Genomic DNA, 21,761 nt, shown 5'->3' with positions numbered 1-21,761 from the left:
GCTCCGCCAGGCCGCGGGCGGCGAACGCCGCGGCGTCCACGCGGTCCACCGGTGGGTCGAGCTCCGACTCCACCGTGAGCTCCTCGGGCGGGCACCGCCGCAGCGGCGGGCGCGGATCGAGCCCGCGAGCGAGCCGGTGGGCGAGCAGCGCGTCCGCCCCGAACCGGGATGCCACGTCCTCGGCGTCCAGCGCCGCGAACGCACCCAGGCTGCGCAACCCGAGCCTGCGCAGGAGGTCGACGAGCGCGGAACGGTCGACGTCCGGGTCGCGGTCGAGCTCCGCCACCTCCATCCGGGCGAGGAAGGCGGGGGTGTGTCCGGCCTCCACCGCCACCCCGCGGCGTGCGGCCAGCACCGCGGCGAAGAGCCCGTCCGCGACGCCCACCTGGCACTCCACGTGCGTGCGCGCTGCGACCTGGTCGACCAGCCGCTCGGCCGCCACCAGCTCCCCGCCGAACCAGCCCGCCGGGCCCTGGGCGGGCAGCGCGACCAATCCCGGCCGCACGACCTCCACCCCCGGCGCCAGCTCCTCGACGGCGACGACCACGGGCTCGAACGCGCGGGCGTCGCGCTCGGCGTCCGGGGCCAGCACGGCCAGCTCGGGGCAGCGGGCCTGGGCCTCCCGGCGCCGCAGGCCCCGGCGCACCCCCTGGGAACGGGCGAGCGCGGAGCACGCCACGACCCGGTTGGCGGCCACCACCGCCGCGGGCTGCTGGACGGGGACGCGGGCGGCGCGCGCGGCCGCGGTGACGGGCCAGTCCGGTGCCCACAGCGCGAGCACGCGCACCGGCTCGCTGCTCACGGCGTGCCCGGGTGGCCGGCGGGGTGCGAGCGCCGGGTCATCCCGCCTCCCGCACCGGGCGGGGCTGCCCCTCGGCGGTCCCGCAGGTGCGGTGGGACCACCGCTCGCCCGGCGCCGGTTCGGTGGGGGTCGGCACCAGCGGCGAGGCGGGGACGATCGCCGGGCGGCCGGGCAGCCGGATCCCGGCGGCGACCGCCGGACGGCCGGGCAGCCCGCCGCCCGCGGCTGCGCCCGGCGCCCCGTCGCGGGTCCCGGCGACCGTCACCGACCGGCCGTCCGACTCGCCGCCCGGCGCCGCGTCGCGGGTCCCGGCGACCGCCGGACGGCCGTCCGACTCGCCGCCCGACGCTCCGCCCGGCGTCCCGGTCCCGCCGACCTCCACCGGCTCCACCCCACCCCCGGCCGGCCCGGGCAGCAGCAGCTCCACCTCGCGACCCGTGGGAGGCAGGCCCCGCCCCCGGGCGCGCACCCGGGCACGCCGCGTGCGCAGCCGCCCGAACCCGGCGTCGAGCCCCTCCCAGCGACCCCCGACGCACGACAGCTCGACGTCCGCGCCCGGCCACGGCCCGAGCGGCACCAGCACCGCCCCCCGCTGTCGTGCACGTGCCGCGAGGCGCTGCCGCTCGGCCGCCCGCATGCCGGCCCCGGACGGCACGGCGGTGACGACCACGTCCAGGCCGTCCAGCAGGGCCGCAGTGACGGCCACCAGGTCCTTCCCCGGCCGGGGGACCAGCGCGAGCCGCTCCAGCCGCAGGCCCGCCTCGGCCGCGGCGACGATCCCGAGGTCCGGACGGCCGATCACCCCGATCCATGCCCCGTCCACGGACGCCTCGGCCAGCAGGGCCAGCAGGAGGGCGGTGGACCCCGGCCCCGATCCGAGCGCGACGGTGCCACCGAGCCGCAGCCCACCGCCCGGCAGCAGCGCCGCCAGCGGGGTGGCCACCGGCAGCATCCGACCGTCGAGGGCCTCGTCCGGATGGCCCGCCGGACCCCGCCGGGAGGTGCGCTCCTCCGCCCGCCGTAGCAACCCCCGGGCCAGGGCCAGCCGCTCCGCATGAGGACCGGATGCGCCCCCCGGCGCGACAGCCTCCACCGACGTGCCTCCCTGCGGACCGAACCGTGATCCGGGAGCCGCGGGAAGACAGCTCGTCGAACATGTGTTCGATACTAGAGGCTGGTTCGCTCCGGGAGAAGCGGGATCTCAGGATGCGGGCGGGGTGCGGCCCGTCGCACACACCGTCGTGTCATCGCACACACCGCCCACAGCGTGTGCGACGACCACAAGGTATGTGCGACCGGGGAAACGCCTGCAGTCACTCGGGCGACGGTGAGGAGTCAGCGCGGCCAGTACGTCGTCCGCCACGCCCCCGGACCCGCGGCGAGGGGCCGCCGGAGCGTCGCCTCGGGGTCGCCCCACACCGGACGCGACCGCGGCCTCTCCGCCCCGCCCGCCCCGCCCGCACCGGACGCGACGGCCGCGAGCACGACCGTCAGCGCCGCCAGCTCCTCGTCCGTCGGCTCGCCGCGCACCACCCGGAAGAGCGCCCGCCGCTCCTCCGGGGTGGGTTCGCCGGCCGTCACAGCGGGATGTTCCCGTGCTTGCGCGGCGGCACCGCCTCGCGCTTCGTGGCCAGCATCCGCAGCGCCCGCCCCACGTACCCGCGGGTGTGCGAGGGCGGAATGACCCCGTCGATGTAGCCGCGGTCCGCTGCGATGTAGGGGTTGCAGAGGGTGTCCTCGTACTCCTGCTGCAGCTGCGCGCGCCGGGCGGCCAGCTCGTCACCGGACAGCCCGGCCAGGTCCTTGCGGTAGAGGATGCTCACCGCGCCCGCCGCGCCCGTCACGGCGATCTGGCCGGTGGGCCAGGAGACGTTGATGTCGGCGCCGAGGTGCTTGGAGCCCATGACGTCGTACGCGCCGCCATAGGCCTTGCGCGTGATCACCGTGACCTTGGGGACGGTGGCCTCCGCGTACGCGTAGATCAGCTTGGCACCGCGGCGGATGATGCCGTTCCACTCCTGCTCGGTGCCCGGCAGGAAGCCCGGGACGTCGACGAAGGTCAGGATGGGGATGTTGAAGGCGTCGCAGGTGCGGACGAAGCGGGCCGCCTTCTCGGAGGCGTCGATGTCGAGGCAGCCGGCGAACTGCGTCGGCTGGTTGGCCACGACCCCCACCGACCGGCCCTCGATGCGGCCGTACCCGCAGAGGATGTTCGGCGCGAACAGCCCCTGGACCTCGAGGAACTCGCCCTCGTCGAGCACCCGGGTGATGACCTCGTGCATGTCGTACGGGGTGTTCGCCGAGTCGGGGACGATCATGTCGAGCTCGAGGTCGGTCTCGGTGAGCCCGTCGGCGATCGCGCCTTCGGTGGGCTCGGGAGCATCGAACACCGGCGGCTCGGAGAGGTTGTTCGACGGCAGGTAGCTCAGCAGCTCCTTGACGTAGTCCAGGGCGTCGGCCTCGTCCGAGGCGAGGTGGTGCGCGACGCCGGAGCGGGTGTTGTGCGTCCGGCCGCCGCCGAGCTCCTCGAAGTCGACGTCCTCGCCGGTCACGGTCTTGATGATGTCCGGACCCGTGATGAACATGTGGCTGGTCTTGTCGACCATGACCGTGAAGTCCGTGATCGCGGGGGAGTACACCGCGCCGCCCGCGCAGGCGCCCATGATCAGCGAGATCTGCGGGACCACGCCGGACGAGCGCACGTTGCGGATGAAGATCTCGCCGTAGAGGCCGAGCGCGACCACACCCTCCTGGATGCGGGCGCCGCCACCGTCGTTGATGCCGATGACCGGGCAGCCGATCTTGACGGCGAGGTCCATCACCTTGACGATCTTCTCGCCGTACACCTCGCCGAGCGCGCCGCCGAACACCGTGGCGTCCTGGCTGAAGACGGCCACGGGGCGGCCGTCGATCGTGCCCGTCCCGGTGACGACGCCGTCGCCGAGGGGGCGCTTGGCGTCCATCCCGAAGTTCGTCGACCGGTGCCGGGTGAGCGCGTCGAGCTCGACGAACGAGCCTGGGTCGAGCAGCTGGTCGATGCGCTCGCGAGCGGTCTGGCGGCCCTTGGCGTGCTGGCGCTCGACGGCCTGCGCGCTCCCCGCGTGCACCGCGTCGTCGGTGCGCCGGTAGAGGTCGGCCAGCTTGCCCGCGGTGGTGTGGACGTCCGGCTCGTCGGCCGCAGCGCCCGACGGGTCCCGGATCGGCTCGGTGGCGGCGGTCACGACGTCCTCCGTTGGCATCGGCGCATGCGGGGAGCGTAATCGGAAGGTCACGGCTCGCAGACGGGTCGCGGGCGCGGCGTGCGTCACCTTCCTGTCGGCGGGCCCACCTATGCTCGCCGCGTGGTCACCACCCTGCCCCCGCGTGAGGTGCGGGCGTCGTTCGCGCTGTGGCTCGGCGTCGTCGCCACGTCCGTGCTGGGCAACCTGCTCGTGCTCACCGTGTTCGACCGGGTGCTGGACGCGTCGGGCACTCCGCCGGACGGCCGGGTGGCCGCCTACGGCACCCTCGTGGCCGTCGTGCTGGCGACCGTGGCGGGTGGGCTCGTGCTCGCCGTGCGGATGCGGTCGGGTGCGTCGTGGGCGCGCTGGGTGCTGGCCGCGATCGGGGTGGTGTACCTGGTGACGGACGTGGTCGGGCTGTTCGGCGAGGACGTCGCGGGCGTGCCGGGCCCGATGGCCGCGGTCCTCACCGTGCTCACGGTCGTCGAGGTCGTCCTGCTGGCCGGGGCGGTGGGGCTGCTGTTCGCGCCGGCGGCGCAGCCGTGGTTTCAATGACAGAGCCGACAGAGCCGACAGAGCCGGCACAGCCGGCACAGCCGTCACAGCAGCCGCCCGCGCCGGTGGAGACGTCCTTTCGGCTGTGGCGCTACGCCGCCGCGGTGTCGGTGCTGGCGAGCGCGATGTCGGTGCCGATCGCGGCCGACGTCGCGGTCGCCAGGGGCACGCCCGTCCCGCAGGCGGCGGGCGACGCGACCCTGATCGCGGGCGCGTTCATCGGGGTGCTCGTCACGGCCGTCGTGGCGGTGGTGGTGGTCGCGCTGGCGGGGCGGATGCGGCGGGGGACGAGCTGGGCGCGCACGGTGCTGGCGGTCGTCGGAACCGCGATCGTCGTCGTGGGGCTGCTGTCGCTCGGCGGCACGATCGCGCTGTTCGGCGTGGGGCTCCTGGGCCCGCTCGTGGCGCTGCTGTCGCTCGTGAGCCTCGTGCTGGTGGCGGCGGCGGTGTCGTTCATGTTCCGGCCGGGGGCGGCGAGCTGGTTCGACCGCTGACGCACCCGCCGCCGGAACGATGTACTCGCCCGCTCGCACCGCCCGCCCGCGACCGGGCGACGCTGACCGACCGCCCGCCGCGCTCGCGACCCCGTGGCCTGCGGGTCGCGCTAGCGTCGCCCGGCATGACGACCCCGCTGGACGGCGACGCCCTGCGCGCGTCCCTGCCGGGCTGGGCCCGGCTCGACATCGTGGCGAGCACCGGCTCCACCAACGCCGACCTCCTCGCCGCAGCGGCCGCGGGCGCCCCGGACCGCACGGTGCTCGTCGCCGAGCACCAGCAGTCCGGCCGCGGGCGGCTCGCCCGCACGTGGGAGTCGCCGCCCGGATCCGGGCTCACGTTCAGCGTCCTCTTCCGGCCGGACGGCGTCGGCCCGGCCCGTTTCGGTTGGCTGCCGCTGCTCGCCGGGCTCGCCCTTGCCGACGCCGTCCGCGGATACGCGGGCGGGGCGTGCGGGCTCAAGTGGCCCAACGACCTCCTCCTCGGCGGGCGCAAGGCCGCCGGTGTCCTCGCCGAGGTCGCCGGGCCGGGTGCGGTGGTCGTCGGTATCGGGCTCAACGTCACGGCCGCCCCGCCCGGGCAGCCCGACGCCACGAGCCTCGCCGAGCACGCCCATCCCGCTCCGGGCCGGGCCGACGTCCTCGTCGCGATCCTGCGCCGCCTCGACGAACGCGAACGCGCCTGGTGCGAGAGCGGAGGCGACCCGGACGCCCATCGCCTGCGCACCGACTACCGGGCCGCCTGCCGCACGCTCGGCTCGCCCGTCCGGATCACGCTCCCCGGCGGGGAGGTGCTCGACGGCATCGCCGAGGACGTCGACGGGGACGGCAGGCTGCTGCTCGTGGAGCACGGTGGCAGGCGCCGCGCCGTCGCTGCGGGTGACGTCACGCACGTCCGGGCAGCACCCGCCTGAGCCCGTCTGATCCCGCTACCGTGAGCGGGTGACCTTCCCCGACGACGCCCTCGCCGCAGGCGAGCGCGTCGTCGTGCACGCCCGGCCACACCCGAAGATGCTGGTCGGGCCGGTCGTGTGGTTCCTGGTCGTCGTCGGTGCTGCGGCGTACCTCGCGGGCCAGATCGGCGACCTGACGTGGTCGCTCGTCCTCGCCGCGGTGGCGCTGGTGCTCGTCGGCTGGCTCACCGTCGTCCCCGTCGTCCGGTGGCGCACCACGCACATCGTGGTCACGGACCGGCGGGTGATCGTCCGCGAGGGGATCATCACCCGGGAGGGTGTCGATCTCGCGCTGGACCGCGTCGACAGCGTCCGCTACGCCCAGGGCGTGCTGGACCGGCTGTTCGGCTGCGGGACGCTCACGATCGAGTCGCTGTCGGGTGAGGCGCTGGAGTTCGAGGACATCCCCGACGTCGCGAGCGTGTACGCGGTGCTGCGCGCCGGGGCGGTCGGGGCGGACGAGTGATGCGGGAGAAGCGATGACGCGGTCGCTGCCGATGTCGGTGCCCACCGAGGGCCTGCCGGAGCGCGTGACCATCTACGAGGTCGGCGCCAGGGACGGGCTGCAGAACGAGAAGACCACCGTGCCCGTCGCGGTCAAGTCCGAGCTGCTGGACCGGCTCGCCGACGCCGGGCTGCGGACGCTGGAGGCCACCAGCTTCGTCCACCCGAAGTGGGTGCCCCAGCTCGCCGACGCCGAGGAGCTCCTCGCCGGGCTGCAGCGCCGGCCCGGGATCGACTACCCCGTCCTCGTGCCCAACGAACGCGGGCTGGACCGGGCGCTCGCGGCGGGCGTCGAGCACGTCGCGATCTTCGCCAGCGCCACGGAGACGTTCGCCAAACGCAACCTCAACTCGAGCCTGGACGAGCAGTTCACGATGTTCGACGCGGTCGTCACCCGGGCGCTGGCCGAAGGGCTGCGGGTACGGGGGTACGTGTCGATGTGCTTCGGCGACCCGTGGGAGGGCGCCGTCGACCCCGCGCAGGTGGCCGCCGTGGGGGCCCGGCTCGCGACAATGGGCTGCGCGCAGCTCTCCCTCGGCGACACGATCGGCACCGGGACGCCCGGGCACGTCGACGCCGTGCTGGACGCCTGTGTCGCCGCCGCGGTGCCGATCGGGCAGATCGCCGTGCACTTCCACGACACGTACGGCCAGGCTCTCGCCAACACCCTGGCCGCGCTGCGCCGCGGGGTCACCACCGTGGACGCGAGCGTCGGCGGGCTCGGCGGGTGTCCCTACGCCGAGTCGGCCACCGGCAACCTCGCGACCGAGGACCTCGTCTGGATGCTGGACGGGCTCGGCATCGCCCACGGCGCGGATCTGGACACGCTGGTGGCCACCAGTGCGTGGATGGCGGAGCAGCTCGGGCGGCCCTCGCCGTCGCGCGTCGTTCGCGCGCTCGGCGGCTGAGCGCGCGTCACTGCGCCGGCGGTCGTGGGGGGACGAGCGCGGGCTGCATCCCGGGGCTGTCGGTCGCCCAGCCGTTCAGCCGGGCGAAGAAGGCGAGGACCCCGGCGGATCCCCAGTGCCAGGACGGTTCGCCGGGCAACGTCCACCCCTCGCCGACGCGGGTGCCGTGCCAGGACCAGCCGCCGCCCTCCGTGACGGCCGTCGCGACGAGCCAGTGCCGTGCCTTCGTCGCGGCGTCGCCGAACGACTTCTGCCCGGAGGCGAGACCGAGGTCGTGCAGGAACCAGCCGGTGCCCGCCACGCCGCTGTTGAGGCCCGAGTGCACCCGTTCGCTGCCGACGTACTCCGCCCAGGCGAGCCCGTCGCCCTCCTGCAGCGCCACCTCCGTCAGCCACTGTCCGGCGGCCAGCGCCTGATCGAGGAAGTGGCTCTCGCCAGTGATCGCGTAGGCCTGCAGGTACACCCAGCCGATGCCGGCCGCGCCCTCCTCCATGCCGGTCGCGCGGTGCGGGTTGGTCTCCTCCCCGTCGACGTCCACCATGATCGGCCACGCGAGCCCGTCCCCGTCGGCCGTGGCGGTCTCGTCGAGGAACGCCAGCGGACGCCGGGCGACCTCGAGCCAGTGGGCGTCGCCCGTGCTGACGTACAGCCGGAGGAACACGAACGCCGCGCCTGCGGCCCCGGAGAGGTAGCCGGTGTTGCGCTGATCCTCGTCGGCGGACTCGGGCATGCCGCCGTCGTCGTCGAGCACGCTCTCCAGGTACGCGGCCCCGCCGCGCGCGTACTCGGCGTACCGCGGGTCGCCCGTCCGCTCGGCGAAGACGCTGAGCGCGTACACGATGCCCGCCTGGCCCTCGCCCATGCCGTGGCGGAACGACGGGCTGCCGAGATCGCTCCACGCCCACCGGCACATCTCCGGGCAGTCGGCACCGTCGACGCCGACCGCCCGGCCGACGACCCAGTCGATCCCGGCGAGGGCCGCGTCGCGGTAGCGCCGGTCACCGGTGCGCTCCCACATCGTCCACAGCAGGTCGGCGATGCCGGCGGCACCGTCGTCGAACGACGTGTACGCCATCGGGGCGGTGTCGCCGGGATCGCGGTAGTCGGGCCAGCGCCCCGGCTCCCGCTCCTGGCCCGCGACGAGGAAGTCCGCGGCCTGGCGTGCGGCGTCGAGGTAGGAGGCGCGCTCCCCGGGATCGGTGGTGACGTCGGAGAGTGCGAGCAGGCCGTTCGCGATGCCCGCGGCGCCCACGTCCCGGTCGGTCTGGCGGTGCGGGGACTGGATCGCGCTGCGCCAGGCACTCCCGCCGGTCGCCACCGGCTCCGCCGCGCGCACCAGCGCGGCGCCGGCACCGGTGAGGCCGAACGGGACCGGGTCCGCGGACTGGCACGCGCCGAGCAGGGACATCACCACTCCGGCCATCGCCGTGACGAGTGCGGTTCGGGTGACCGGCATCAGGCCCCTGGTCCGGTTCGCGGCACGACCACGCGCATCCGTGAACCCTGGTTCGCCGGGGAAGGCCGGTCGGTGGGCTCCACCACGCCGAAGTCGAACCCCTTGGCCTTCAGGGCGTCGATCGTCCGCGGCAGGTAGTTCCACTGCTCGATCGGACACTCCAGGGTGTCGTTGGCGTCGTGCAGCAGGATCGCGGCCTGGTTAACGCTCTCGGTCGTGACGAACTTCTGCACCCCCGCCGCTCCCGGGCACTCGAAGTCGCCCGGCAGGGCCGAGTCCCAGTGCCAGAGGATGTCGTCGGAGAGGTTGAGCTCGTTCAGCACCTCGTCGCCTGCGCGCGAGGACTCACCGTGCGGGTACCGGAACAGGACGGGCGGAGCGCCGAGGATCTCCTGCAGCACCGCGTTCGTCCGGACGATCTCCTCGCGCGCCTGCGCCGGAGCGAGATCGGGGAAGTACGCGTGGCTGTAGGAGTGGTTGCCGATCACGTGCCCCTCGTCCCGGATCCGCCGGACCAGGTCGGGGTGCTCCTCGGCGTGGCTGCCCTGGAGGAAGAACGTCGCCGTGACGCCCTTCTCCTTCAGCACGTCCAGGACGTAGGGCGTCCGCTCGGGGGACGGGCCGTCGTCGAAGGTGAGCGCGACCAGTGGTCCGGTCGCCGCGCGGGGGACCGCCACCGGAACCGCTGCCGGCGGCAGTGCCGGCTCCGCCTGCGCCGCGCCGCCCGCTTGGACGGCCTGGACGAACATCGCCGCCCCGGCGACCGTCACCCCCGCGAACATCAGGAGGAGCGTGATCACGAACCGTCTCCGCCCGTCGATGGTGAGCGCCATACCTGCCCCCGATCAGCGTCCGGCGCGCAGTCCGCGCCGGACGAGACGGACCAGCAGCAGGACGGTGAACAACGCCGTCACGAGCGCCAGGACCAGCGCGATGGCGTGCACTCCCGCGGCCGCGGCCATTGCAGCCCCGGTCGTTCCCCCGGTGACGGCACTGCTGAGAAATGCGGTGTTCTCCACGTACATGTTCAGTCCCCTCCCCGAACCACGTTCACCAGTACTGTCGTATGCCACGAAGACATTTCCCCGCCGCGGCCACCGCACAGAGCTCGAGGAAGAAGCCGTAGAGGTCCTCGACGAGCAGTACGGCCACCAGCGCCACGTCCCCCCAGGACCGGTCCGGTAGGCGCCAGGCCGACGTCATGCGTTCGGCCCACATCACCACCACCGGGATCAGCCCGATGAGGGCGAACCGCAGCGGCACGTTGAAGGTCACCATGAGGACGAGCATCGTGACCCACAGGAAGCGGAAGAACACGCTCCACGCGAACAGCAGATAGCTGAGGATGTCCCGGCGGGTGGCCAGGGTCCAGCCGCGCTTCAGGCACTCGTCCATGCCGCCCCGGCCCCACCGCAGCCGCTGCCGCCACAGCATGCGGAACGTCGTGGGCGGCTCGGTGTAGACGTGTGCCCCGCGGGCCGCGGCGACCCGGAAGCCCTTCGTCTTGAGGTCGAGGGTGAGCGCGTAGTCCTCGATGAGCGACTCGTTGTCCCACGGCTCGGGCTTGCCCCGCAGCTCGACGACCTTCTCCAGCGCCACCCGGCGGTACATGGCCGCCGCGCCGCTGGCGACGTTGACCTTCCACCCGCGCAGGTCGCGCAGGTCGTCGTAGCGGGCGTACTCCAGCCGCTGGAGCCGGCGCACCAGACCGCGCCCTGGCTTCGCCCAGTACCGCGCGCACACCGCCCCGAGCACGGGGTTGCCGACCAGCTCCCGCGCCATCTTCTCCACCGTGTCCGGCAGCAGGACGGTGTCGGCGTCCATGGTCAGGACGAACTCGCTGCCCTGGCCGCACAGACCCCACGCGTAGTTCATCGCGCCGGACTTCTTGTGCTTGTTGTCGAGCATCTCGAGGACCGTCACCGGGTAGCGGCGGGCGATCTCCGCGGTGCGGTCGGTGGAGTTGTTGACCACCACCACGATCGCCGAGACGTGCAGCCACTCCGGCGTCTCCTGCTCCAGCAGGCCCTCGATCGTGGAGGCGATGCCCGCCTCCTCGTTGTGCGCGGGCACGATCACGGAGACCGTCGCGACCCTGCTCGGTGCGGGGGCCGACCGGGTCGCCCTGCTGCGCCGGGCTGGCGCCGGACGGGCCGCGGGCGGCGGCGCCCCCTCGGGGGACACCCGGGGCGCCGGAACCAGCACCTCCGGGGGTGCCGCGGGCCGCCGGGGCGCTGCGGGCGGCGTCGCCGGTGGGCGCGCGGGCGCCGGGGACACGGCGGGCGGGGTGCGGATCGGACCCGGAGCGGTGAGCGACCGGTAGAAGGCCGACACCGAGGCCGGCGAGCGCTCGTCCAGCGCCTCGACGTACCGACCCGGGCGGGCGGGCGTGGTCAGCCTCGGTTGCGAGCTGAGCCCGACGGCGAAGTCGTGCCCGGCCCGCAGGCCGCTGCCCGCCTCCAGTGGCGCGGTCACGAGCCGTAGATCGACCCGCGACCCCGCAGGCGCGTCCAGCACCACCGTGACCCGCGGCCGTACGTGCGGCGCGAGCACGGCCGTGGCCGACCCGAGCAGGGCCGAGACCTCCTCGGCGGACCGGCCGGGCGGGATCATGATCACGGCGGTGGCGAACCCCTGCGCCGTGCGGGGGTCGCGCGAGGGGACGTACCGGCCGGAGCGGAGCGCGTCGCCCAGGACGTCGCGGTCGACGCCCTCGACGTACGCGCGACCGCGCGCGAGGTCGCCGACGCGGCGGGGATCCGGGTCCAGGCCGACCACGTGGTAGCCGGCGCGGACTCCGTTGAGGGCCAGTCGCACGCCGTCGGGATCCTGCCCGACGACGACGAGCTTGGCGGTGGGCGTCCGCGGAGTGGGTGTGTCCCGTCGCACCCTGTTCGGAGAGGCGCCGCCCGGAGAGGTGCGGCGGGGCGCCTGGAGTACGGATGTCGTCATCTCTGCCTGTCTCTGGCGGCGACGCCAAACGCGCATGGCGCGCACCGCCTGCCGGGGGAGCGTGGCGGCTCCCTCGACGCGAACGGCCTGCTTCGGCGTCCGCATCGCGGGAGCTCCGGTCGAGCCATGGGGTGAATCGGGCCGGACCGAATGGTTGTTACACGACGTCACCAAACTGGTGAGGCGTAGCACACACCTGGGTCACATGTGACCTGCGTAACGGCGCATTCGGCGCAGCGTGGATCACACATCTCGGAACGCCCCTGCGGAGTGCTCACCTGTCCGGGTGTACGGCGGCCTCCGCCGACTCGCGGGGCTACCGGCCCACGTGCGCCAGCGCGGTGTCGTGCAGCAGGCCGTTGGTCGCGAGCCCGTCCCCGCCCGCCCAGGTGTCGGCCCCGGTGAGGTCGGTGAGCCGCCCGCCCGCCTCGTGCACGAGCGTCACGACCGCGGCGAGGTCCCAGGGGTTCGCGGCGCCGTCCACCGCGACGTCGACGGCCCCCTCGGCGACGAGGCAGTACTGCCAGAAGTCGCCGAACGCCCGGGTCTCCCAGCACGCCTCGGCGAGGGAGAGATACGCGCCGAGCCGGTCGCCGAAGATCGTCATGTCGGTGGTGGAGAGGTAGGCGTCCCCGAGGTCGGAGACCCCCGACACCGCGATCCGCCGCACCGCGCCGCCGACGTCCGCGGTCCAGGCGCCGGTCCCCGCCGCCGCCCACCAGCGGCGGTCGAGGGCGGGGGCGCTGACGACGCCGACCACCGGGGTCCCGTCGACGGTGAGCGCGATGAGGCTCGCCCACACCGGCATGCCGCGGGAGAAGTTCTTGGTGCCGTCGATGGGGTCGAGCACCCAGCAGCGCCCGGCCGCGGCGACACCGCCCCGTTCCTCGCCCAGCACGGCGTCGTCCGGCCGCTCGACCGCGAGGATCTCGCGCAGCGCGTCCTCGGCGGCCGTGTCGGCATCGGTGACGGGGGTGCGGTCGGGCTTGCGGGTCACCTTCAGGTCGGCGGCGCGGAACCGTCCGAGGGTGATGGCGTCGGCCGCGTCCGCGAGGCGCAGGGCGAGCGTGAGGTCGGGCTCGAAGTCGGCGGTCACGGTCGAGGACCGTACGACGGGCGCGGCGGGCCTAAGCTGCACGGGTGACCACAGTCCTGCTCGCCGAGGACGACACCGCGATCGCGGACCCGTTGTCGCGGGCCCTGCAGCGCGAGGGATACCGCGTCCTCACCGCCGCGGACGGTGTCGCCGCACTGGACCTCGCCCGCGAGGGCCCGGTCGACCTGCTCGTCCTCGATCTCGGGCTCCCCGGCATGGACGGCCTGGAGGTGTGCCGCCGACTGCGGACGTCGCTGCCGGACCTGCCCGTCCTCATGCTCACCGCGCGCACCGACGAGGTCGACTTCGTGGTCGGCCTGGACGCGGGCGCCGACGACTACGTGGGCAAGCCCTTCCGCCTGGCCGAGCTGCTCGCCAGGGTCCGGGCGCTCCTGCGGCGGCGCAGCGCCGAGACCGTCGAGGTCGCGGGGGTCCGGATGGAGCTGGCGGGCCGCCGGGTGCTGGTGGAGGGATCGGAGGTAGCGCTCGCGAACAAGGAGTTCGAGCTGCTGCGGGTGCTGCTGCTGCGCGCGGGCCAGGTCGTCACACGCGAGGAGATCCTGCGCGAGGTCTGGAACGACCCGGACCTGAAGACGTCGAAGACCCTGGACATGCACATGTCCTGGCTGCGCCGCAAGATCGGCGGCGAGCGGCGGATCGCGACGGTGCGCGGGGTCGGGTTCCGGTTCAACACCGACACGGAGTAGCGGCCCCGTGCGGCGGCGCATCCTCCAGTCGACGCTGCTGGTCGTCGCGATCACGGCGCTCGTGCTCGGCGGGCCGCTCGCGATCACGACGTGGCGGCTGGTCGAGGACTTCACGCGCGCCGACCTCATCTCGCGGCTGGATCAGGTGGCGTCGAGCCTGGACGGGACGCCTGCCTTCGAGGGCATCGACGACGGCGCGCTCGAGCTCGCGATCCCGGCGGGCGGCCAGCTCGTCCTGGAGTCGAACGACCGGATCGTGCGGGTGCTGGGGGTGGATCCGGGCCCGGACCCGGTGAGCGAGCGGCTGGCGTTCGGGCCGGGCGGGGCGATCACGATGTCGTCGCCGCGCTCGGTGATGCGGGCCGAGCAGATCCAGGTGACGGTGGTCGTGCTGCTGCTGGCGGTGGCGTCGGTGGTCGTGGGCGGGATCGTCGCGAACCTGACGGCGCGCCGCCTCGCCGAGCCGCTGCGCGACGTGGCGGACCGGGCGGCGCGGCTGGGCGCGGGCGACTTCCGCCGCGCCCCGGCCCGTCACGACATCCCGGAGCTGGACCGGGTCTCGGACGTCCTGGACACCTCGGCCGCCGCGCTCGCGGAGCTGGTGCAGCGGGAGCGGACGCTCGTCGGCGACGTGTCCCACCAGCTGCGCAGCCGGCTCACGGCGCTGCAGCTGCGCCTGGACGAGCTGGCCTCGCACCCGGATCCGAGTGCCCGGGAGGAGGCCACGGCCGCGCTGGAGCAGACGGAGCGGCTCGGGGCGGTGCTCGACGAGCTCCTGGAGGCGGCGCGTGCAGCGCGTGCGGCCGGGGCCGAGCCGGTCGACCTGCGTGCCGGGGTGCAGGCAGTGGCGGACGAGTGGCGGCCCGCGCTGAAGGCCGCGGGGCGGTCGGTCAAGGTGCGGGTGCCCGAAGGGCTCACGGCCAGGGTGACGCCGGCGCGGCTGCGGGAGGCGGTCGGGGCCCTGGTGGACAACGCCCTGCGCCACGGCGCGGGCACGGTGACGGTGAGCGCGCGGGCGGGGGAGTCGAGCCTGGTGGTCGAGGTGTCCGACCACGGTGCGGGCGTGCCGGACGAGCTCGTCCCGCACATCTTCGAGCGTGGCGTGTCCGGCCGCTCGTCGACGGGGTTGGGGTTGGCGCTCGCGCGGGCCCTGGTGGAGGCGGACGGTGGGCGGCTGGAGTTGTCGCGACCCCGCCCGGCCGTCTTCACGATCTTCCTGCCGGCCGTGCGGCCGAACAACGCCGTCGTGCCGCTGCGGCCGTCCGGACCCCGCTGAGCCCTACCCGACCGGCACCTGCCGGCGCACGTCGCGGTCCGGGAACACGAACCGGCGGAAGCCCCACCAGCGAAACGCCATGCCCAGCAGCACGCCGATGATCTGGCCGCTGACGAAGTCCGCGACCTCCTGGGTGAGGAGGCTCACCTCCGGCACCTGCAGGTGCAGCAGGTAGCGCGAGATCGCCAGCGGTGCGGTGTAGACCGCGATTCCGACCCCGCTGATCAGGAAGAACAGTGCCGCCTCGTGGTGGCGCTCCCGCCCGCCGCGCGTCCGGAACGACCATTCGCGGTTCAGCACGTACGACACGATCGTCGCCATCAGCACCGCGATGACCTTCGCCGTGACCGGCTTCTCCACCAGCACGCTGCTCTTCAGCAGGATGAACACCAGCGTGTCGATCACCCAGGTCGTGCCGCCGACCAGGGCGAACTTCACCAGCTCCCGGTGCCGGATGGCCACCGTGCGGTACGGCTCGGGAATCGCCGCGAGCACCGTCTCCACCACCACCACCCGGGCGATCGTGCCAGAGGGCCCATCCGGCGGCCGGGCCGGGGAGCGTGGTGTCGCCCACCGTAGGCTTCGCCGGTGCGTGATTCGCAGGTGGCGGGGCTCCCGACGGTCGGGATGGTCGGCGCGGGTCAGCTGGCCCGCATGACCCAGCAGGCCGCGATCGCGCTCGGTCAGACGCTGCGGGTGCTCGCCGTGCGCGCGGACGAGCCCGCCGCACTCGTCACCCCGGACGTCCACCTCGGCCGGCCCGAGGACCTCGCCGCCGTCCGCGCGTTCGCCGCCGGATGCGCCGCGGTCACGTTCGACCACGAACAGGTGCCCCAGGAGGTCCTGCGCGCGCTCGCTGCGGACGGCGTCGGCCTGCACCCCGAGCCCGACGCGCTGCTGCACGCCCAGGACAAGCTCGTGATGCGCCGCCGGCTTCGTGGTCTCGGCATCGCGGTGCCGGCCTTCGCGCCGGTGGCGTCGGTCGAGGACGTGGCCCGGTTCGGTGCCGAGCACGGCTGGCCGGTGGTGCTCAAGGCCGTCCGCGGCGGGTACGACGGGCGGGGGGTGTGGATGCTCTCCGCCGCCTCCGACGCCGCGCCGGTGCTGGAGTCCGGTGTCCCGCTGATGGTCGAGCAGGCGGTCGCGATGCGCCGCGAGCTGGCCGTCCAGGTGGCGCGCTCGCCGTACGGGCAGGCCGCGGCGTGGCCGGTGGTCGAGACGGTGCAGGCCGACGGCCAGTGCGTCGAGGTACTCGCGCCCGCGCCGGGGCTCGCGGCCGCCGACGCGGTCGCGGCGCAGGAGCTGGCGCTGGGGGTCGCGGACTCGCTCGGCGTCACCGGCCTGCTGGCGGTCGAGCTGTTCGACACACCCTCCGGGATGGTGGTGAACGAGCTCGCCATGCGTCCGCACAACTCCGGGCACTGGACCATCGAGGGCTCGCGGACGTCGCAGTTCGAGCAGCACCTGCGCGCGGTCCTCGACTACCCGCTCGGCGCCACCGGGACCACCGCCCCCGCCGTCGTCATGGCGAACGTGCTGGGGGCGGCCGTCGAGCCGGAGATGTCGGTGGACGAGCGGGTGCACCACCTCCTCGCCCGGTTCCCGGACGTGAAGGTGCACCTGTACGGCAAGGCCGCGCGACCGGCGCGGAAGGTGGGTCACGTGACGGCGCTGGGTGCGGAGCTCGACGAGGTGCGGCGCCGCGCGGTGCTGGCGGCGACGTGGCTGTCGCAGGCGCGCTGGGCGGACGGGTGGTCGCCGGAGGTGGCGCGGGTCGCGCGGGCCGGGGTGGGGCGGTGACGGTCGGTGGGGCCGGGGGTCGTGCGGGTGGCGCCGGGGGTCGGCGGGTGGCGTGGTGGCGGTCGGGTGGTGATGTCGGTCGTCGGCGCGGCGTCGGCGCGGCGTCGGCGCGGCGCAACCTCGCAGGGTCTCGGCGCAACCTCGCAGGGTCTCGGCGCAACCTCGCAGGGTTCCGGTGTGCCTCGCAGAGGTTCTCGGCGCGCCTCGCAGAGCCGAGGCACGCCTCGCAGATGCTGCGGCCCCTGCGAGGCGTATGTGGCCTCTGCGAGGTGCGTGTGATCTCTGCAGGGGGCCGCGGCGTGAGGCCGGGTACGGCGAACTCGGGTACGGCGCGAGGGCAGACCAGCGAGGAAACGAGGTGCGGGCGTGGGTGACCCGATCGTCGGCGTGATCATGGGCAGCGACTCGGACTGGCCGGTGATGTCCGCGGCCGCCGAGGCGCTCGCGGAGTTCGGCGTGCCGCACGAGGTCGGCGTGTACTCGGCACACCGCACCCCGCAGCGGATGCTGGACTACGCCCGCGACGCGGCGGGCCGCGGCCTGCGCGTGATCGTCGCGGGGGCAGGGGGTGCCGCGCACCTGCCCGGGATGGTCGCGGCCGCCACGCCGCTTCCCGTGATCGGCGTGCCCGTGCCGCTGGCGAAGCTGGACGGCCTGGATTCGCTGCTGTCGATCGTGCAGATGCCCGCCGGTGTGCCCGTCGCGACCGTCGCCGTCGGCGGTGCCCGCAACGCCGGGTTATTGGCCGTACGCATCCTGGCCGCCGGGGATCCCGCCTTGCTCGCCCGCATGGGTGAGTTCCAGGCCGATCTCGAACGGTCCGTGCTGGCCAAGGATGCAGCGCTGCGCGAGCGGGTGGCGCGGGCCTGAATACTCCTGGCGAGCTGCCGTGCGCCGGACGTAGTGTGGCGGCACACAGGAGAGGAGGTGGTCCAACGTTGATTGGCTATTGGACATGTGAGGTGGCTGTCCGCTAGCACCACGTGGACATCTCCGACCGCAGTGGAAGCCGGTTGTGGTGCCGGCGAGTTCCAGGCAGTCGCCCGTGACCCCCGGGTCCGAGCCCCGTCCAGCTCGGCTGCGCACCTACGGTGCGGCCCGGGGGTCACGCCTGTCCGGGGTCGCCCCGCGAGTTGCGCATCCCACCGCCCCGAGTTGCGCATCCCGCCGCCGCGAGTTGCGGATCCCATCGCCCCGAGTTGCGGTCTTGCCCGCCGCGAGTTGCGGATCCCATCGCGCCGAGTTCCGCATTCCGTCAGCCCGCGGCCGTCCGCTCCAACCGCCCGACCACCCGTTCCAACCGCTCGGCCACCTCGTCGAGCCCGTCGAGGCCCTTGCCCTCGCCCGGCTCCGGCGGGAGCAGGTCCACGACCCGGTGGAACGTCGCGCGGCAGCCGGGTAGCCCGTCGGCGGGCGCGCCACCGGCCAGCCACGCACGCAGCGCGAGGTTGTGCGCCGCGACCACCGACGCGGCGACCACGGCCGCCCGCAGCTCGCCGTCCGGCTGCCCGGCGAACCGCCGCCGCAGGTGGCGGGTGAACAGCCGCCGGTAGCGGTCCACGCTCGCCGACTCCCGGTCGCGCAGCGCGGGGACCTGCGCCGTCAGCCGGAACCGGCGTACCGACAGCTCCGGATCCTCCGCGTACATGTCGAGCACCGTCTCGCCCGCCCGCAGCACCAGCGACGCCGTCGGCTCGCCGGGGTGCGCCGCCTCGAACACCTCCGCGACGCGTTCGAGTGCCGCGTCGTGGTCGGGGGAGATCGCGTCCTCCTTGCTCGGGAAGTACCGGAAGAAGGTGCGGCGGGCGACCCCGGCGGCGGCGGTGATGTCGTCGACGGTCGTCTCGTCGTACCCCTTCGAGGTGAACAGCTCGACGGCCGCGCGGGTCAGGTCGCGCCGCATCCCGGCCCGCCCCTCGGGTGAGCGGCCGCGGCGGGTGGTGGGCTCAGTCACGGCACTGAGGGTAACAGTAACCTTGTTCTGTGGCACTCAGTGCCGTTAACATGAGGTGCATGAACCCGGATTTCGACGCGTACCGGCTCAGCGACGAGCACCAGGCGCTGCGTGAGGCGGTGCGCGACCTCGCTGAGAAGGAGATCGCCCCGCACGCGGCCGAGGTCGACGAGCAGGGCCGCTATCCGGTCGAGGCCCGGGAGGCCCTGACCAAGGCCGGGTTCCACGCCGTGATCATCCCCGAGGAGTACGGCGGTGAGGGTGCGGACGAGCTCGCCGGGTGCATCGTGCTGGAGGAGGTCGCACGGGTCTGCGCGTCGTCCTCGCTGATCCCGGGCGTGAACGGGCTCGGGCTCACCCCGATCCTGCTGGCCGGTTCCGACGAGCTCAAGCGCACGGTCCTGCCGTCCATCGCCGCCGGTGAGGCCATGATCAGCTACGCGCTGTCGGAGCGCGAGGCCGGCTCCGACGCCGCGTCGATGAAGACCCGCGCGCGTCTCGACGGCGACCACTGGGTGCTCAACGGCACGAAGTGCTGGATCTCCAACGCCGGCGAGTCCGCCTGGTACACGGTCATGGCCGTCACGGATCCGGAGCGCAAGGCCAACGGCATCTCGGCGTTCGTGGTGCACGCTGACGACCCGGGGTTCGTCGTCGGGCCGAAGGAGCGCAAGCTCGGCATCAACGGTTCGCCCACGCGTGAGATCTACTTCGAGAACTGCACCATTCCGGCGGACCGGATCATCGGCGAGCCCGGCACCGGCTTCAAGACCGCACTGCGCACGCTCGACCACACCCGACCCACCATCGGCGCCCAGGCCGTCGGGATCGCGCAGGGCGCCCTGGACGTCGCGATCGACTACGTCAAGCAGCGCCGCCAGTTCGGCCGGGCGATCGCGGACTTCCAGGGCCTGCAGTTCATGGTTGCCGACATGGCGATGAAGGTGGAGGCCGCCCGCCAGCTCGTCTACGTGGCGGCGTCGCGGGCCGAGCGGCACGAGCCGGACCTCGGGTTCATCTCGTCGGCGGCCAAGTGCCTGGCGTCGGACACGGCGATGTCGGTGACGACGGACGCGGTCCAGCTGCTCGGCGGCGCGGGGTACACCAAGGACTTCCCGGTCGAGCGGATGATGCGCGACGCGAAGATCACCCAGATCTACGAGGGCACCAACCAGATCCAGCGCGTCGTCATGGCGCGGGCGCTGCTCAAGTAGCCGGGCCGGGCACCGGCTGCGCCACGTTCCCCCGACGCTGGCAAGGTGCGCACCATGCACCTCCCACGGCCGTCGAGGTCCTCGTGACGCGGACGGTGCTCGTCACCGGTGCGACCGGCAGGGTCGGCCGCGGCGTCGTCGACCGGCTCCTCGACGCGGGCGTCCCCGTCCGCGCCCTCACTCGCCGCCCCGAGGCAGCGACGACGCTGCCGGCGGATGTCGAGGTCGTCACCGGCGATCTCACGGTGCCCGAATCGCTCGACGCGGCGATACGCGGTGCCGGCGTCGTCTTCCTCGTCTGGACCGCCCCGCCGGCGACCGCCCCAGCGGTGATCGAGCGCCTCGCGACCTCCGTACGACGCGTCGTCCTCCTCTCCTCACCGCACCGGACCCCGCATCCGTTCTTCCGGCAGTCGAACCCCCTCGCGAGGCTCCACGACGACATCGAGCGGCTCATCGCGGCCGCCGGGCTCGAGTCGACGATCATCCGCCCGGGGATGTTCGCGTCGAACGCGGTGTTCTGGTGGGCGAGCGCGATCCGCTCCGACGGTGTCGTCCGGTGGCCCTACGGCGCTGCCGAGACGGCCCCCGTCGACGATCGGGACGTGGCGGCCGTCGCGGCGCGGGCTCTGTACGAGGACGGGCACGCCGGCGGCGACTACGTCCTCACCGGTCCCGAGTCGCTCAGCCAGGCCGAGCAGGTCGGCATCATCGGCGACGTCGTGGGGCGCCGGATCCCGTTCGAGGAGCTGTCGCCGGACGAGTTCCGCACCGAGACGGAGGGAAGCTGGCCGCGCCCGGTCGTGGACATGCTGCTCGCCGCGTGGGGCGCGACGATGGGCAGGCCGGCGTACGTCACCTCTACCGTGGCGGACGTCCTCGGGTCGGTGCGGTCCTTCCGGGACTGGGTGGCCGATCACGCCGCCGCGTTCCGGGACGGTGCGACGCCGTCAGGTTGACCGTCGCGCGGTCCGCAGGCGCCGCTCGGCCCGGCCGGGCTTACGCCAACCGGTGGGTCACCTTCTCGGCCGCGGCGCGGGCGTCCAGCCGGGACGGGTCGGGGTGGCGGCACTGCACGAGCGACGCCCCGGCGGCGAGGACCGCGAGCAGGCCGTCGCGCAGACCGGGGACGGTGTCCCAGGCCAGCGTGGAGAGCACCCGGTCGCCTGTGCCGATGCCCAGCTCGGCCGCCCGCTGCCGGGCCTGCGCGAGCACGACCCCGACCGGCTCGCCGTCGAGCGCGAGCGCGCGGTCCGCGACGGGCTCCCAGGGCACGAACTCGTCGCCGTGCGCGCGCACCTCCGTCGCGAAGTCCACGACACCCGGCGGGAGATCGCCGAGGCCCTTGCCGAACGGGTCCAGCGACAGCGCGACGATCCCGCCCGCCGGATCGGCGTCCAGGGCCGTGCGCAGGTTCGCGGCGTCGGTGAGCAGCCAGTCCGCGGCGGGTCCGGTGCCGTCGGGGGCGGCGACCTCGGCCCCGCAGGACCACGCCGCGAGCAGGACCGCGGCCGTCTGCCAGTGGGCGGGCAGCAGGATCCCGACCCGGGTGCCCGGCTCGACGTCGCAGTCGTCGCGCAGGAGGTTCGCAGCCTTCGCCGCCCAGTTCGCGGTGGTGACGGCCGAGAGCTCGATGCGCTCGCCCGTCGCGTCGTCGTAGTAGGTGACGAGCGGTCGGGCGGCGCCGGGGCCGGCGAGGAGCGGGTCCAGCAGGGCGGCGGTGAGGCTCACGCGATCACGCTATCCGGTCGGTGCCGGCGGACGGATCGCGCAACTCGCGGGGGTGGGATGCGCAACTCGCGGGGTGGATTGCGCCACTCGCCCTGATGGATTGCGCAACTCGCGGGGGTGGGATGCGCAACTCGCGGG

23 protein-coding genes are annotated in these 21,761 nt (G+C 74.1%); 11 read left to right on the top strand and 12 right to left on the bottom strand.

Annotated elements, in window-relative coordinates:
* From AB7J25_RS12425 to AB7J25_RS12410, 4 genes are all read right to left on the bottom strand, one after another.
* On the bottom strand, positions 1 to 802 hold an 802-nt coding region (locus tag AB7J25_RS12425; RefSeq protein WP_428508346.1), incomplete at its 3' end, for a DNA polymerase Y family protein.
* 37 nt (positions 803 to 839) lie between these two features.
* Positions 840 to 1,895 carry a hypothetical protein gene (locus AB7J25_RS12420; RefSeq protein WP_428508344.1) on the bottom strand — a complete coding sequence of 352 codons (1,056 nt, stop codon included), beginning with the start codon at positions 1,893 to 1,895 and terminating at the stop codon, positions 840 to 842.
* A 242-nt stretch (positions 1,896 to 2,137) separates the two neighbouring features.
* Entirely contained in the window at positions 2,138 to 2,383 is a 246-nt protein-coding gene (locus AB7J25_RS12415; RefSeq protein WP_428508342.1) for an acyl-CoA carboxylase subunit epsilon, read from the bottom strand.
* Positions 2,380 to 4,023 carry an acyl-CoA carboxylase subunit beta gene (locus AB7J25_RS12410; RefSeq protein WP_428508340.1) on the bottom strand — a complete coding sequence of 548 codons (1,644 nt, stop codon included), beginning with the start codon at positions 4,021 to 4,023 and terminating at the stop codon, positions 2,380 to 2,382. Before AB7J25_RS12410 ends, AB7J25_RS12415 begins: the two co-directional genes overlap by 4 nt.
* A gap of 120 nt (positions 4,024 to 4,143) precedes the next feature.
* Here AB7J25_RS12410 and AB7J25_RS12405 point away from each other — a divergent pair, with 120 nt between their 5' ends.
* The 5 genes from AB7J25_RS12405 (at position 4,144) to AB7J25_RS12385 (ending at position 7,437) form a co-directional block, all read left to right on the top strand.
* A complete protein-coding gene (locus tag AB7J25_RS12405; RefSeq protein WP_428508338.1) occupies positions 4,144 to 4,578 on the top strand; it encodes a hypothetical protein in 435 nt (144 codons plus the stop codon).
* 65 nt (positions 4,579 to 4,643) lie between these two features.
* The gene (locus tag AB7J25_RS12400; RefSeq protein WP_428508336.1) at positions 4,644 to 5,072 is read left to right on the top strand and encodes a hypothetical protein; all 429 of its coding nucleotides are present in this window, start codon (positions 4,644 to 4,646) and stop codon (positions 5,070 to 5,072) included.
* Between the two features lie 125 nt (positions 5,073 to 5,197).
* Positions 5,198 to 5,986 (top strand): biotin--[acetyl-CoA-carboxylase] ligase, encoded by a 789-nt coding sequence (locus AB7J25_RS12395; protein ID WP_428508334.1) that lies wholly within the window; start codon positions 5,198 to 5,200, stop codon positions 5,984 to 5,986.
* A gap of 28 nt (positions 5,987 to 6,014) precedes the next feature.
* On the top strand, positions 6,015 to 6,491 hold the full coding sequence (locus AB7J25_RS12390) for a PH domain-containing protein (RefSeq protein ID WP_428508332.1): 477 nt from the start codon (positions 6,015 to 6,017) through the stop codon (positions 6,489 to 6,491).
* Between the two features lie 13 nt (positions 6,492 to 6,504).
* Positions 6,505 to 7,437, top strand: coding sequence for a hydroxymethylglutaryl-CoA lyase (locus AB7J25_RS12385; protein WP_428508330.1), 933 nt, complete (start codon positions 6,505 to 6,507; stop codon positions 7,435 to 7,437).
* A 7-nt stretch (positions 7,438 to 7,444) separates the two neighbouring features.
* Here the strand turns inward: AB7J25_RS12385 and AB7J25_RS12380 are convergent, their stop codons facing one another.
* The 5 genes from AB7J25_RS12380 to hisN form a co-directional block, all read right to left on the bottom strand.
* Positions 7,445 to 8,893 carry a lanthionine synthetase LanC family protein gene (locus tag AB7J25_RS12380; RefSeq protein WP_428508328.1) on the bottom strand — a complete coding sequence of 483 codons (1,449 nt, stop codon included), beginning with the start codon at positions 8,891 to 8,893 and terminating at the stop codon, positions 7,445 to 7,447.
* Positions 8,893 to 9,693 carry a polysaccharide deacetylase family protein gene (locus AB7J25_RS12375; protein WP_428508326.1) on the bottom strand — a complete coding sequence of 267 codons (801 nt, stop codon included), beginning with the start codon at positions 9,691 to 9,693 and terminating at the stop codon, positions 8,893 to 8,895. Before AB7J25_RS12375 ends, AB7J25_RS12380 begins: the two co-directional genes overlap by 1 nt.
* 45 nt (positions 9,694 to 9,738) lie before the next feature.
* The gene (locus tag AB7J25_RS12370) at positions 9,739 to 9,918 is read right to left on the bottom strand and encodes a hypothetical protein (RefSeq protein ID WP_428508324.1); all 180 of its coding nucleotides are present in this window, start codon (positions 9,916 to 9,918) and stop codon (positions 9,739 to 9,741) included.
* Between the two features lie 25 nt (positions 9,919 to 9,943).
* Positions 9,944 to 11,782, bottom strand: coding sequence for a glycosyltransferase (locus tag AB7J25_RS12365; RefSeq protein WP_428508322.1), 1,839 nt, complete (start codon positions 11,780 to 11,782; stop codon positions 9,944 to 9,946).
* Between the two features lie 379 nt (positions 11,783 to 12,161).
* Positions 12,162 to 12,941, bottom strand: coding sequence for a histidinol-phosphatase (hisN, locus tag AB7J25_RS12360; protein ID WP_428508320.1), 780 nt, complete (start codon positions 12,939 to 12,941; stop codon positions 12,162 to 12,164).
* A 44-nt stretch (positions 12,942 to 12,985) separates the two neighbouring features.
* Here hisN and AB7J25_RS12355 point away from each other — a divergent pair, with 44 nt between their 5' ends.
* Together AB7J25_RS12355 and AB7J25_RS12350 are read left to right on the top strand one after the other, a co-directional pair.
* On the top strand, positions 12,986 to 13,648 hold the full coding sequence (locus AB7J25_RS12355; RefSeq protein WP_428508318.1) for a response regulator transcription factor: 663 nt from the start codon (positions 12,986 to 12,988) through the stop codon (positions 13,646 to 13,648).
* 7 nt (positions 13,649 to 13,655) lie between these two features.
* Positions 13,656 to 14,924, top strand: coding sequence for a sensor histidine kinase (locus AB7J25_RS12350; RefSeq protein ID WP_428508316.1), 1,269 nt, complete (start codon positions 13,656 to 13,658; stop codon positions 14,922 to 14,924).
* Between the two features lie 3 nt (positions 14,925 to 14,927).
* Here AB7J25_RS12350 and AB7J25_RS12345 read toward each other — a convergent pair whose 3' ends face one another.
* Positions 14,928 to 15,437 (bottom strand): GtrA family protein, encoded by a 510-nt coding sequence (locus tag AB7J25_RS12345; RefSeq protein WP_428508314.1) that lies wholly within the window; start codon positions 15,435 to 15,437, stop codon positions 14,928 to 14,930.
* A gap of 75 nt (positions 15,438 to 15,512) precedes the next feature.
* Here AB7J25_RS12345 and AB7J25_RS12340 point away from each other — a divergent pair, with 75 nt between their 5' ends.
* Both AB7J25_RS12340 and purE read left to right on the top strand, forming a co-directional pair.
* On the top strand, positions 15,513 to 16,724 hold the full coding sequence (locus AB7J25_RS12340) for a 5-(carboxyamino)imidazole ribonucleotide synthase (RefSeq protein ID WP_428508312.1): 1,212 nt from the start codon (positions 15,513 to 15,515) through the stop codon (positions 16,722 to 16,724).
* Positions 16,725 to 17,117: 393 nt separating this feature from the next.
* Complete coding sequence (gene purE, locus AB7J25_RS12335) at positions 17,118 to 17,594, top strand: 5-(carboxyamino)imidazole ribonucleotide mutase (RefSeq protein WP_428508354.1); 477 nt, start codon at positions 17,118 to 17,120, stop codon at positions 17,592 to 17,594.
* 385 nt (positions 17,595 to 17,979) lie between these two features.
* Here purE and AB7J25_RS12330 read toward each other — a convergent pair whose 3' ends face one another.
* Positions 17,980 to 18,678: a TetR family transcriptional regulator gene (locus AB7J25_RS12330; protein ID WP_428508310.1), complete on the bottom strand. Its 699-nt coding sequence runs from the start codon at positions 18,676 to 18,678 to the stop codon at positions 17,980 to 17,982.
* A 59-nt stretch (positions 18,679 to 18,737) separates the two neighbouring features.
* Between AB7J25_RS12330 and AB7J25_RS12325 the strand changes: the two genes are divergently transcribed.
* Positions 18,738 to 19,892: an acyl-CoA dehydrogenase gene (locus AB7J25_RS12325; protein ID WP_428508308.1), complete on the top strand. Its 1,155-nt coding sequence runs from the start codon at positions 18,738 to 18,740 to the stop codon at positions 19,890 to 19,892.
* Positions 19,893 to 19,975: 83 nt separating this feature from the next.
* Positions 19,976 to 20,851: an SDR family oxidoreductase gene (locus AB7J25_RS12320; protein ID WP_428508306.1), complete on the top strand. Its 876-nt coding sequence runs from the start codon at positions 19,976 to 19,978 to the stop codon at positions 20,849 to 20,851.
* A gap of 40 nt (positions 20,852 to 20,891) precedes the next feature.
* Here AB7J25_RS12320 and AB7J25_RS12315 read toward each other — a convergent pair whose 3' ends face one another.
* Positions 20,892 to 21,623, bottom strand: a complete 732-nt coding sequence (locus tag AB7J25_RS12315; protein ID WP_428508304.1) for a TIGR03089 family protein — start codon at positions 21,621 to 21,623, stop codon at positions 20,892 to 20,894.
* Positions 21,624 to 21,761: the final 138 nt, after the last annotated feature.

This window comes from Pseudonocardia sp. (genome assembly GCF_050246655.1).
GTDB lineage: Bacteria > Actinomycetota > Actinomycetes > Mycobacteriales > Pseudonocardiaceae > Pseudonocardia.
Note: the sequence above shows the minus strand (reverse complement) of the source record. Positions and strands in the feature narration are given on the sequence as shown.

Bases quoted from the DNA above. Each gene is read 5' to 3' on its own strand.
- AB7J25_RS12380 (WP_428508328.1), bottom strand. From the start codon at position 8,893: ATGCCGGTCACCCGAACCGCACTCGTCACGGCGATGGCCGGAGTGGTG.
- AB7J25_RS12370 (WP_428508324.1), bottom strand. From the start codon at position 9,918: ATGTACGTGGAGAACACCGCATTTCTCAGCAGTGCCGTCACCGGGGGA.
- AB7J25_RS12385 (WP_428508330.1), top strand. From the start codon at position 6,505: ATGACGCGGTCGCTGCCGATGTCGGTGCCCACCGAGGGCCTGCCGGAG.
- AB7J25_RS12395 (WP_428508334.1), top strand. From the start codon at position 5,198: ATGACGACCCCGCTGGACGGCGACGCCCTGCGCGCGTCCCTGCCGGGC.
- purE (WP_428508354.1), top strand. From the start codon at position 17,118: ATGGGCAGCGACTCGGACTGGCCGGTGATGTCCGCGGCCGCCGAGGCG.
- AB7J25_RS12325 (WP_428508308.1), top strand. From the start codon at position 18,738: ATGAACCCGGATTTCGACGCGTACCGGCTCAGCGACGAGCACCAGGCG.